A 12,618-nucleotide genomic window follows, 5' to 3' on the forward strand; every position below is an offset into this window, starting at 1 on the left:
CATCCATAAAACCTCTTATGCTCGTTTTTACAAGATAAGAGGTTTTATTTTTTGTTGTTTGGGTAGATACCATAAAAAAAGCGAGGTAGCAATGTTTGTAGATAAAGCAGAGATTATTCTGAAGGCTGGCAACGGCGGACATGGCGGGATGAGTTTTCGCCGCGAAAAATATGTTCCCAATGGTGGTCCTGACGGCGGTAACGGAGGGCATGGCGGCAATATTGTTTTTATGGCTGACAATGGCTTTCGGACCCTGATGGAATTTAAATATAAAAGAAAACACAAAGCGGAAAATGGCGAAAATGGTACCGGCGGCCGATCGACTGGTAAAACCGGCGAAGATCTGATTATTAAAGTGCCAGTGGGAACCATTATAAAAGATAAAGAGACCGGACGGATTATCTGCGATCTTTCAGAACACGGGCAAAAATACCGGGTGGCCGAAGGCGGCCGGGGTGGTCGTGGGAATATGAATTTTGCAACCGCCACCAGACAAGCGCCGCGTTTTGCCCAGGGTGGGGTGAAGGGTCAGGAACGTACCGTTGTTCTTGAACTGAAGCTGCTGGCTGATGTGGGTCTGATTGGTTTTCCAAATGTTGGTAAATCAACGCTTTTATCGGTTATCACTAAAGCCAAACCTAAAATTGCCAATTACCATTTTACCACCATCGTTCCTAATCTTGGTGTGGTCGAATGGCGGAATTTTGATCCATTTGTGATCGCCGATATTCCCGGTTTGATAGAAGGTGCCCATGAGGGAACCGGACTGGGGGATCAGTTCCTCAGACATGTGGAACGAACTAAACTTCTGATTCACCTTCTCGACGCCTCTGGCAGTGAAGGTCGGGAACCCCTGGATGATTTCAAAAAGATCAATTATGAATTGGAAAAATACAACGAAAAACTGGCCAAGCGCGTCCAGATTGTTGCCTTAAATAAGGTTGATCTGCTTTCTGAACCAGAAGAAACGGATGAGTTAAAAGCTGAATTGAAAAAATTGGGCTATGAAGTCTTTGTCATTTCGGCAGTAACCGGTCAGGGGCTCAACGAACTGTTAAGTCGAACCATTCAATTGCTGGATGAAATAGGCGAAGTTGAACCAATCTTTGACTTTGAACCAGAAGCCGAAATCATTTTCACCCCAGATTTTAAAGAAAAACAGTTCACCGTTGAGCAATTTGATCACTTATTTGTGGTTAAGGGTGCCTTCCTGGAGCGTCTGATTACTTCAGTTAACTTTGAAGATTTGGATTCGATTGGTTTCTTCCAACGGGTTCTCAAAGATAAAGGCGTATTTGAAGAATTGGAAAGAATGGGTATTCAGGATGAAGATGTGGTTCAACTGGAAGACATCGAATTTGAGTATTTTAAATAGATTTCCCGCTTTATTATATGTTATAATAGCGTCGCAGAAAGTAGAGAAAAAATGTTAACAAGTAAACAAAGAAGTTATTTAAGAAAGCTTGCCATGGATATTCCCGATATCATTTTCATCGGTAAAGAAGGCATCACTCCACAAGTTATCGTGCAGACCAGGGATGCCATCATAGCCCGGGAACTGATCAAGGGAAAGGTTCAGAATAATTCTCTGGAAGATGTCAATGACGTGGCCCGGCAATTAGCCACCGCCACAAAATCGGATATTGTCTGTACCATCGGTAGTAAATTCATCCTTTATAAAAAGAATTTATTAAAAACCAAAATCGAGGTGCCGACAAAAAATCAGAAGCCCATTAAACGGGTCAAGAAAAAAGCACTAAGTCCATCACGAAAATTCACTAATTCATAATAGGTAAGGGTTTGAGATGAAGAAAAAAATCGGTCTGCTGGGAGGAAGTTTTAATCCCATCCATACGGGTCACCTGCTGCTGGCGGAGTCGGCCCGGGATCAATATGAATTGGATAAGGTATTGTTTATTCCCACCGGGAATAACCCATTTAAATTATCTCAGGACGAAATTGCCCGAAAGCACCGGCTTAAAATGGTTGAACTGGCCATCGCCAGTAATGACAGTTTTGAAATTTTAACCCATGAAATTGATCAGAATGGCATCACCTATACCATTGATACAATCAATAGCATTAAAGAGATATATCCGGACTGCGATTTTTATTTTATCGCCGGGGCTGATTTAATGTTTGAAATCACCTTATGGAAGGGTGCCCCGGAGTTGTTGAAGTCGGTGAAGTTTATCACCACCTTTCGGCCGGGCTATAGCCACGATCGGCTGGATATGCGGATCAAAGAACTCCAGGAGATTTATGGGGCTTCTATTTTTAAGCTATACGCCACTGAAATGGACATCGCCTCTTCTGACATCCGGGCCCGCATCAAAAATGGCTATTCGATTCGTTACTTACTGCCTGATGCGGTGGAAGCTTATATTCATGAACATCACCTTTATTTGCCGCATACGTCAATTGAGGATAACCATGAATTGGACTGATATCGAAGTAGATTTAAAAAAGAAGCTAACCCCTAAACGGTTCAGACACACGATGAACGTCGTTGAAGCAGCCGACCAACTGGCCCGCACCTTTGGCTGTGATCCGGACCAGGCCCGGCTGGCGGCGTTACTGCATGACTGTGCCAAGAATCTAACTGACGAGCAGCAGCTGGACTATGCCAGACAGCATCAGCTCAAGATCGATCGGGTTAGTCAAAATGATCCCCAATTGCTTCATGGCCCAGTGGGGGCGGTGCTTGCCAAAGAATGTTATGGCGTCACAGATGCCGCGATTCAAAACGCCATTGATTGTCACACCACCGGGGGTAAAAATATGAGCACCCTGGATAAGATTATTTATCTGGCTGATTATATTGAAAAAGATCGTTCTTTTCCGGGGGTTGAGACCATTCGGCAAATCGCCGAAACTGATTTGGATGGGGCCACCATTATGGCATTAACCAACTGCATCTGTCATGTGGCGCAATGCGGTGCCCTGATTCATAAGCGAACCATCGATGCCCGAAATGATTTAATTATCAAAACTAAAAACCTGAAATTAAAATAAAAGAATTTAAAATTATAAAAGAAAGTGAGTGATTTTTATTAATCCAGAAGAATTTGCACAAAAAATAAAAGGGTGGATTGAAGACAAAAATGGAATCGATATTGAGGTCATTAATGTAACTGAAATGACATCTATTGCCAACTACTTTGTTATTGCCAGCGGGAGTTCTGAACGTCAGGTCAAAGCTATTGCTGACAATATTGAATATGAAGCCAAAGGATTAGAAATATTTCCCAAAAACATCGAAGGCCAACGCGAAGGCCGTTGGATTTTATTGGATTATTTCGATGTGATCATCCATGTATTCCATGCTGAAGAACGTGAGTTTTACAGTCTCGAAAAACTTTGGAAAAATAGTCCAGTTAATCGATAATCGGAGTCTCTGACCATCGCAGAATGGATACTTTTTGTCACAGCAAAATTTCTGGAGACAGGAATTCAACAGTTGATACGAGCTTATCGACATCAACCGAATCACTGAACAAATCGAAATGGTGGCACTTCTTGATCCTACGGGACGGGAGAATCCACCTTTTTAAATGTCAGGATTTATGGATCAAGAACAGCATCTGGGCTTCCATAAAATAAAAATTAATTTCATTGCTAAGAGAATAGAAAGAGGTAACTATGAAGATAGGAATCGTTGGCTTACCCAACGTCGGGAAAAGCACCATATTTAATGCATTAACCAAGGCTGGGGCAGAGTCTGCCAATTACCCGTTTTGTACCATTGACCCCAATATTGGGATTGTGACGGTACCAGATCCCCGCCTGGCGGTTTTAGAAAATATGTATAACTCAAAAAAAGTGATCCCCACCACCATCGAATTTGTGGATATCGCCGGTCTGGTTCGCGGTGCCAGCAAAGGGGAGGGACTCGGTAACAAGTTTCTTTCACATATTCGTGAGGTTGATGCCATTGTTCATGTTGTCCGTTGTTTTGAAGATGACAACGTGGTTCATGTTGAAGGAAAAATTGACCCCATTGACGATCTGGAAACCATCAATCTGGAATTGATTTTTGCTGATATTGAAATGCTGGATCGCCGGATTGAAAAGAATAAAAAGTTGGCCAAAACCAACCCTCAGGAAAAAGCCAATATCGAAGTGGCCATGCGTCTGCGTGAAATTCTGGAGAATGGTAAAATGCCCAATGATGATGACTTTTCAGCCGATGAATGGGAATTCATTCAAACCATTCAGCTGATCTCGATTAAACCGGTTCTCTATATCGCCAACGTTTCTGAAGATGATCTTCATGAGGACAATGAAATGGTAAAGCGCTTAAAAGCTACCGTTTTAGAAAACCATTCGGGCAATCATAAGGATATTATCAAAATATCCGCCAAAATAGAAGAAGAAATCGCCCAATTTGACGATGCCGAAAAAGCGGAATTTTTATCAGATATGGGATTGGTTGAATCCGGTCTGGATCAGGTCATTCGCTCTGGCTACAAGCTGCTGGGTCTGATTACCTTCTTAACTGCCGGACCTCAGGAAATCCGTGCCTGGACGGTCACCGAAGGCACCAAAGCGCCCCAGGCCGCCGGCAAGATCCATAGCGATATTGAACGCGGGTTTATTCGGGCTGAAATTACCAGCTACGAACAATTGATTGAAGCCGGATCTGAAGTAAAGGCCAAGGAAAGCGGTGTAACCCGGGTGGAAGGAAAAGACTATATCATGAAAGATGGCGACGTTACTTTTTTCCGGTTTAATGTATAGTTAGTAGCTTCATATCTTAACTGCCGTGAGCTTTGCTGCCGGTTTGCGCAAAACACCAGAAGAAATCGCTTTGCGAATTTCTTCGAGGTCGCGGGCAGTCGCCAACTACAAGCAAGCTTGTGATTGGCTCATTACCTTCGCGAATTTTTATATTCGGTCGAACAATATTTTCCTGTGCTGTTCGACTACACGTTACAAAATTGTTTGCGGAAACAAACAGCAAAGCAATTTTTGTTCGCTTCTATCAATATACCCTTGCCTGAATACCCAATCACCTGGAGGTTACTGTGAAAGATCTTGTTTTAGTCGCCATCAATGCCAAATATATCCATACCAATCTGGCCGTTCGTTCATTAAAGGCGCAGCTGCCGGATTTTGATGTTGAAATTCTGGAAATGTCGATCAACGATCCGCTTCATCGGATCATCAAGTTGTTGCTGGATCAGGATGCCAGACGAATTGGTTTTTCCTGTTATATCTGGAATATGGAGATTGTGCTTAAGTTGGCCGAAGTCATTAAAAAAGCGAAACCTCAAGTGCAAATTATTTTTGGCGGCCCGGAGGTCAGCTTTGATGGCTTGGCCCTGCTGGAAGCCCATCCTTTTTGCGATCTTATTATCCAGGGTGAAGGTGAGGGAAAACTAAAAGCATTGCTGGAGAATGATGATCAGGACGGTATTAGCAAAATTCCCGGGCTCTGTTATCGCAACCACGCCGGGGAACTGAGCGAAAATCCTGAGACTGCAGTGGTTCCATTAAAGCAATTAATTTTTCCGTATTTAAATGTGGATATCGACAGTCTCAATCATAAGATCATTTATTATGAAACCATGCGGGGCTGCCCCTTTTCCTGTTCCTATTGTCTTTCTTCAGCTACTCTGGGTTTGAATATCTTAAGTCTGGACAGGGTTTTTTCGGAGCTGGATTTCTTTATTCGGGCCGGTGTCAAACAGGTCAAACTGGTTGATCGTACCTTTAACTGCGACCTCGGCCGGGCCAAAGAAATATTTAGATATCTGATTAAGTGTGGTGGCAATACTAATTTTCACTTTGAAATGACCGGTGACCTGATCGATGATGAAATGATTGATTTGCTGAAAACGGCACCCCCGGGATTGATTCAATTTGAAATCGGTGTCCAAAGCACCGCTCCCGCTACGCTTACGGCGATTGGCCGAAAAATCAGTGTCAGTAAAACTGAAGAACATGTAAAAAAACTGTTAGATACACACAATATCCATATTCATCTGGATCTGATTGCTGGTTTACCCCATGAAACCTATGCAGTGTTTAAGACATCCTTTAATCAGGTGATTGCCTTAGATCCTGACATGCTCCAACTGGGCTTTTTGAAATGTCTGAAAGGCACTCGCATTCGCAAAGAATCAAAAATTCATGATTATCGCTATACCAGCTTTCCGCCTTATGAAATTATTTCAAACAAGTATGTCAGCGCTGAAGAACTGTATCAATTACGTCAAATTGAAGTGCTGGTCGATCGTTATTTCAATAGCGGCGCATTTAAACATAGTTTGGCTTTTATTTTTGGTGCCCGGATTTACAGCAGTCCCTTTGACTTTTTTGAGGCGTTTTCCTGTTACTGGGAAGGGCGGGGTTATTATGACGTGGGAAAATCTAAGGAACAGCTCTTTGGCATTCTCCATGGATTTTTTAACGATCATCAAAAAAGAGAACAAATTGGGGAATGGATTAAATTTGACTATCTCTCCCAGGGGAATCTCCGACTGCCAACCGGTTTGCTTGACACCAGTCCCGATAAAGAATGGATCTTTGAGTTTTTAAAAGATTCTCATAATATTGCGACTTACCTGGGTGACTTTATAAACCTGGCACCGAAAAAAATCTATACCCAGGTCAAATTTCAATATTTTTCGGCGGCCTTTCTTAGCCAGCTCTCCGGAACAGCTTTATCAACAGAAGAAAAACCGGGATTAATGGTTTTTTCTGAGGCTGGTGCTAGCATTATCATTCAATAAAATATTAAATTTGCTGAAAAGCATTGATTCTTTGTTAGATTAAGGTTATACTAATAAACAGTAAAAATAAAAAAGATGCTGATAAGGACGAGTAAGTTATCAAAAGTTTCAGAGAGTAGGCAACCTGGCTGTAATTGCTTATACCAAAGATAATTGAAAACCACCTTGGAGTCGAAACCTGAAATCATTCCGAATGTTGCATTATGCACCATCTTTTTAGTAGGGTTTTACGGAGCTGACCGTTACACAGAACTTAAGTGGATTCACGTACGTGAATCAAATTGGGTGGAACCGCGTTGATACGTCCCTTTGTTTGACAAAGGGATTTTTTTGTTTTTAAATTTAAATAGTTTTAAGATGCTGGTCGTCAATACACGCGAAATTTTCACAATAAACGAAATACAAGGAGAATATTATGATTACTATTACCTTAAAAGACGGATCCATAAAGACTTATGAACCCGGAATCACTGTTCTTGAAGTTGCCAATGATATCAGCCCAGGTTTAGCTAAAAATACCCTGGCCGGAGAACTGGGTGGCGAGGTTGTCGATGTCCGTCAACCAATTAATGAAGATGCGACCCTCAATTTGTTAAAATTCGAAGATGAAGGCGGCAAGCATGCCTTCTGGCATACTGGTTCCCATCTGCTGGCTCAGGCGGTAAAACGTCTTTATCCCCAGGCAAAACTGGCGATCGGCCCGGCGATTGATAATGGTTTTTACTATGATATTGATGTGGATGTAATTATCACCCCGGAAATCATGGAAAAAATTGAAAAAGAAATGGCCAAAATTGTCAAAGAAGGTTTGGTCATCGATCGCTCTGAATTAAGCCGCAACGAGGCCCTGGCTAAAGTGAAAGCTGAAGGTGAGATTTACAAAGCGGAACTGATCGAAAACCTGCCGGAAGACGCCATCATCAGCTTTTATTCCCAGGGTGAGTTCTCCGATCTTTGCGCCGGTCCTCATATTCAAAACCTCAGCGGGATCAAAGCAGTTAAACTGTTAAGTCTGGCCGGCGCCTACTGGCGTGGCGATGAAAAAAACAAGATGCTGCAGCGGATCTACGGGATTACCTTCCCGAAAAAAAGCGAGTTGGAAGCCTATCTGACCCGGCTGGAAGAAGCTAAAAAACGGGATCACCGTAAGTTGGGAAAAGAGCTGGATCTATTCTCGCTCCAGGAAGAAGGCCCGGGTTTCCCATTTTTCCATCCCAAAGGCATGATTATTCGTAATGAACTGGAAAATTTCTGGCGGCAGGAACATCAGCTGCGGGGCTATCAGGAAATAAAAACCCCGATCATTCTCAATGCTGAATTATGGAAACGTTCCGGTCATTGGGAGCATTATAAAGAAAATATGTATTTTACTGAAATTGATGATGCTTCCTATGCGGTCAAACCGATGAACTGCCCGGGCGGAATGCTGGTTTATAAACGCAAAGGACATTCCTACCGGGATCTGCCGTTAAAGATGGCAGAGCTGGGTCTGGTTCATCGCCATGAACTGCATGGCGCCCTGCACGGTCTGATGCGGGTGCGTAACTTTACCCAGGATGATGCCCATATCTTTATGACCCCAGATCAAATTGAAGCTGAAGTCATCAAGGTCATTGATTTGGCTGATGATATCTATAAAATTTTCGGATTTAATTATCGGGTTGAGCTTTCGACTAAACCGGAAAAAGCCATCGGCTCGGATGAAGTCTGGGCAATAGCAACTGAAGCCTTAAGAAATGCCCTGGAGAAAAAAGCTATTGATTACCGTCTAAACCCTGGTGATGGGGCTTTCTACGGTCCTAAAATTGACTTCCATCTGGAGGACAGTTTAGGCCGTACCTGGCAATGCGGTACCATCCAGCTTGATTTCCAGATGCCGGAACGCTTTGACCTGAACTATATCGGCTCAGACGGAGAAAAACACCGTCCGGTTATTGTTCATCGAACAATTTTAGGAAGTATCGAACGATTCTTCGGGATCCTGATTGAGCACTTTGCCGGAAAATTCCCGGTTTGGCTGGCTCCGGTGCAGGTGATGATTATTCCGGTTGCTGACGCCCACCATGATTTCGCCAAAGGCATTGCTGATGAGCTCATCGCCATCGGCGTCCGGGCCTCGGTGGATGTTCGGGATGAAAAACTGGGCTACCGGATTCGCGATGCGCAAATGCAAAAAGTTCCCTATATGCTCGTGGTTGGTGATAAAGAAGCCGACGGCGGCGACCTGGCGCTGCGAATCCGGGATACTGGCGATGCCGGTCTGATCAGCCTGGCCGACCTTAAAGAAAAACTGATCGAAAAAATCAAAACAAAATCTTTGACCTTAGACTAAACCAGGAATAATATGAGTCGAATTTGCGATAATGGTTGACAAATTCGACTCGTATCAATATAATAAAAAACAATAAAGTGATGACCAGGAACAAGTAATAATAGGATGATCTTTTCAGAGAGCTTTCGGCTGGTGCGAGAAAGCGGGACACCGTTATGAATACATCCTGAGAGCTGCTCACCGAAAGGCTATGCCCGGTAGGCTGGGCCGGATACCAACCGTTATCATGGCTAAGTGACTAAGGTTGCTTGCAGAGTGTGATGTGTAAGCATCAAAGGCAAGGTGGTACCGCGAATTTGTATTCGTCCCTGTTATACAGAGACGAATTTTTTTTGCGTGAGTGTAAAAATGAAGAAGCGACACAAACAATTCGACCTGAAAAGGTTTTATTGAATAAAAATAAAAAATGGAGGAAAAGAAATGAAAAAACACGGAAAAAGATTAATGACCGTTCTGCTTGTTGCAGGTGTGGTTGCCTTGGGTGCCGGATGCACAAGTCCGGCCACAAAAGAAGAAAGTAAAGAAGCGACCATCGGGATTGTTCAATACGTTGATCATGTTGCGCTGGACGCTGCCCGGGAAGGCTTTGTCACTGCCCTGGCTGACAACGGTTATACGGATGGCGATAATATTACTATTGATGTCCAAAATGCCCAGGGTGATCAAAGTAATCTATCAACCATCAGCGATCGTTTTATCAGCAACAAGGTCGACATGGTACTAGCGATCGCAACACCGGCAGCACAAGCTATTGCTGGTAAAACCACTGAAATTCCGATTCTGGGAACCGCCATCACCGATTATGAAGCGGCTCGTCTAGTCGACTCAAATGAAGCGCCCGGCGGAAATGTCAGCGGAACAACCGACATGAACCCGATTAAAGAACAAATTGATCTGCTGGTAAAATTAGTGCCTGCGGCAAAAACAGTTGGTGTGCTTTATACTTCCAGCGAAGATAATTCTGTAATTCAGGCAAAAATTGCCAAAGAAGCGATTGAAAAACTGGGACTGAAATATGTGGAAGTGACGGTTACCAATTCAAATGATGTTCAACAGGCAACCCAATCCATTGTCAGCCAATGCGATGCCATCTACATTCCTACAGATAATGTCTTTGCCTCAGCCATGCCTCAGGTTCAAAGCATTACCTCCCAGTCAAAAACACCGGTAATCTGCGGTGAATCCGGAATGGTAGAATCAGGGGGATTAGCTACATTAGGAATCAGCTACTCAGACCTGGGTTACCAGACTGGTTTAATGGCCGTAAAAATTCTTAAAGGTGAAGCCGAACCGGCAACCATGCCGATCGAATCTGCGACTAAATTTGAGTATGCCATCAATGGGGCGGTGGCTCAGGAAATTGGTTTAACGATTCCCGCTGATCTTCAGCAATACATCATTACCGCAAAATAAAAGATTTTAATAGAAACGATTTAGCAAGCAGTAATGGATAGCACTACTGCTTGCTAAAATTATTATTCAACATAATCATATAGATAAGAAGTGAGGCAGAATCATGTTTGAGATTATATTAGGTGCAATATCGCTGGGTCTTTTATGGGCGATCATGACAATCGGCGTTTATATCACCTACCGAATACTCGATATCGCTGATTTAACAGTCGAAGGAAGTATTGCAATGGGAGCTGCCATCGCAGCTTTTTCAATTTTTAGTGGGATGAATCCCTTCATCGCAACGTGTTTGGCTTTTGTTGGTGGGATGCTGGCAGGACTGGTAACCGGAATTCTTCATACCAAATTGAAAATACCGGCTTTGCTGGCAGGTATTTTAACGATGATTGCGCTTTATTCAGTCAATTTGCGGATCATGGGGAAGGCCAACCTGTCCTTGTTACGGATTGATACGGTCTTTACACCATTGGAGAACCTGGGATTAAGCTCAACCAATACGGTCATGCTTTTTGGCTTTATCAGTGTGATGGCGATTGTTGGTCTTTTGTACTGGTTTTTCGGAACTGAAATCGGCTGTGCCATCCGGGCCACCGGCGACAACCCGCAAATGGCGCGAGCCCAGGGGATCAACACCAATAATATGATTATTCTCGGCCTGGTCATCAGCAATGGTCTGGTTGCTCTTTCCGGGTCATTAATCGCCCAGAGCCAGAGCTTTGCTGATATTCAGATGGGAATCGGATCAATTGTCATCGGTTTAGCCTCGGTTATTATTGGTGAAGTTATTTTTGGCACTCGAAATTTTTTCAATTGTCTGATTTCTTTAGCGCTGGGTGCCATTACCTATCGCATTATCATCGCTCTGGTACTGAAAATGGGCATGCCGGCCAACGATTTGAAATTGTTCACCGCGATTACGGTGGCCATTGCACTGTCATTACCGGTCTTTAAAAGCTATCTCCGGCCGATCAAAAAATCGATGAATGGAGGAGAGCTATAAATGTTAATTATTAATAATATCGAAAAAAAATTCAATGCCGGAACGGTCAATGAAAAAGTTGCTTTGAGTCAATTCAGCCTGTCACTGGCAGAAGGTGATTTTGTTACCGTAATCGGTGGCAACGGGGCTGGAAAATCGACTTTTTTAAACTGTGTGGCTGGAGTGTTTGGCGTTGATCAGGGTTCCATTTTGATTGATGGGTTGGATGTGACCAAGCTTCCGGAACATAAACGGTCCAGCGTCATCGGCCGGGTCTTTCAGGATCCGATGATGGGGACAGCCGGTAATATGGGGATTGAAGAAAACCTGGCGCTGGCCTATCGTCGTGGCAAGACTCGCTCGTTGAGTTGGGGCATCAGCCATAAGGAACGGGAGATTTACAAAGAATATCTTAGTCACCTGGAATTGGGGCTGGAAAATCGGCTCCATGCCAAGGTCGGTCTGCTTTCAGGCGGACAGCGACAGGCCTTAACTTTATTGATGGCCACCCTGAAAAAACCAAAACTGCTGTTGCTGGATGAACACACTGCGGCGCTAGATCCGAAAACTGCGGATAAGGTTTTGCAGCTAAGCGACCGTTTTGTAAAAGAAGGAAATCTAACTACCCTGATGGTAACTCACAACATGCGCCACGCCATTGAACATGGCAATCGACTGATTATGATGCACGAAGGACATGTGATTTTAGACATCAAAGGCGAAGAAAAACAGCAGCTGACGGTTGAAGATTTACTGAAACGATTCGGCCAGGTCAGCGGTGAAGAATTTGCCAATGACCGAGCGTTACTTTCATAAAAAAACGCTTGACATTGATTGTGAATAAGCATATACTAGTTAAGTAACAAAGTAGAGGATACACACTTCTCACCTCATTTCTTAGGGAAATAGGTAAATATGAATGAACGCATTATGAATGTTCGTTAGTATTTTTTTGCAGGTGGAGTGACTCTACCTGCAATTTTTATATATGGAGGTATATTACTATTAGCAAAGATGTTCAACACGAAATTAATAACGAGATCCGTGATCGCGAAATCCGTGTAATTGACGAAGCAGGTGAGATGTTGGGAGTCATGAATACAAAAGACGCTCAAGCATTAGCCGATGAGAAAAATTTGGATCTAGTGAAAGTTTCA

The 12,618-nt window shown here is 43.4% G+C and carries 11 protein-coding genes, 1 pseudogene and 3 other annotated features; all 12 genes and pseudogenes read left to right on the forward strand.

Going from position 1 to position 12,618, the window contains the following annotated elements; translation table 11 throughout:
* The first annotated feature begins 91 nt into the window (after positions 1-91).
* Entirely contained in the window at positions 92-1,375 is a 1,284-nt protein-coding gene (gene obgE / locus ACEW8F_RS07115; RefSeq protein ID WP_373482783.1) for a GTPase ObgE, read from the forward strand.
* A gap of 51 nt (positions 1,376-1,426) precedes the next feature.
* The gene (locus ACEW8F_RS07120; protein WP_373482784.1) at positions 1,427-1,789 is read left to right on the forward strand and encodes a YhbY family RNA-binding protein; all 363 of its coding nucleotides are present in this window, start codon (positions 1,427-1,429) and stop codon (positions 1,787-1,789) included.
* A gap of 16 nt (positions 1,790-1,805) precedes the next feature.
* Complete coding sequence (gene nadD / locus ACEW8F_RS07125; protein WP_373482785.1) at positions 1,806-2,447, forward strand: nicotinate-nucleotide adenylyltransferase; 642 nt, start codon at positions 1,806-1,808, stop codon at positions 2,445-2,447.
* A complete protein-coding gene (gene yqeK, locus ACEW8F_RS07130) occupies positions 2,434-3,015 on the forward strand; it encodes a bis(5'-nucleosyl)-tetraphosphatase (symmetrical) YqeK (protein WP_373482786.1) in 582 nt (193 codons plus the stop codon). The genes nadD and yqeK overlap by 14 nt, the downstream gene beginning before the upstream one ends.
* Before the next feature lie 28 nt (positions 3,016-3,043).
* A complete protein-coding gene (gene rsfS, locus ACEW8F_RS07135) occupies positions 3,044-3,388 on the forward strand; it encodes a ribosome silencing factor (protein ID WP_373482787.1) in 345 nt (114 codons plus the stop codon).
* A gap of 254 nt (positions 3,389-3,642) precedes the next feature.
* A complete protein-coding gene (gene ychF, locus ACEW8F_RS07140) occupies positions 3,643-4,740 on the forward strand; it encodes a redox-regulated ATPase YchF (protein ID WP_373482788.1) in 1,098 nt (365 codons plus the stop codon).
* Between the two features lie 287 nt (positions 4,741-5,027).
* The gene (locus tag ACEW8F_RS07145; protein WP_373482789.1) at positions 5,028-6,737 is read left to right on the forward strand and encodes a DUF4080 domain-containing protein; all 1,710 of its coding nucleotides are present in this window, start codon (positions 5,028-5,030) and stop codon (positions 6,735-6,737) included.
* A gap of 69 nt (positions 6,738-6,806) precedes the next feature.
* Positions 6,807-7,049: a binding site (T-box leader), on the forward strand.
* A 103-nt stretch (positions 7,050-7,152) separates the two neighbouring features.
* Entirely contained in the window at positions 7,153-9,069 is a 1,917-nt protein-coding gene (thrS, locus tag ACEW8F_RS07150) for a threonine--tRNA ligase (RefSeq protein WP_373482790.1), read from the forward strand.
* 71 nt (positions 9,070-9,140) lie between these two features.
* Positions 9,141-9,382 (forward strand) — a binding site (T-box leader).
* Positions 9,383-9,489: 107 nt separating this feature from the next.
* Positions 9,490-10,482, forward strand: coding sequence for an ABC transporter substrate binding protein (locus ACEW8F_RS07155; RefSeq protein WP_373482791.1), 993 nt, complete (start codon positions 9,490-9,492; stop codon positions 10,480-10,482).
* Between the two features lie 103 nt (positions 10,483-10,585).
* The gene (locus tag ACEW8F_RS07160) at positions 10,586-11,482 is read left to right on the forward strand and encodes an ABC transporter permease (RefSeq protein ID WP_373482792.1); all 897 of its coding nucleotides are present in this window, start codon (positions 10,586-10,588) and stop codon (positions 11,480-11,482) included.
* Entirely contained in the window at positions 11,483-12,277 is a 795-nt protein-coding gene (locus ACEW8F_RS07165; RefSeq protein WP_373482793.1) for an ABC transporter ATP-binding protein, read from the forward strand.
* 43 nt (positions 12,278-12,320) lie between these two features.
* Positions 12,321-12,452: a sequence feature (ribosomal protein L20 leader region), on the forward strand.
* A gap of 49 nt (positions 12,453-12,501) precedes the next feature.
* Positions 12,502-12,618 (forward strand): annotated as a pseudogene (locus ACEW8F_RS07170) (translation initiation factor IF-3); the annotation flags it as partial.

This window comes from Acetobacterium sp. (assembly GCF_041752335.1).
Lineage (GTDB): Bacteria > Bacillota > Clostridia > Eubacteriales > Eubacteriaceae > Acetobacterium.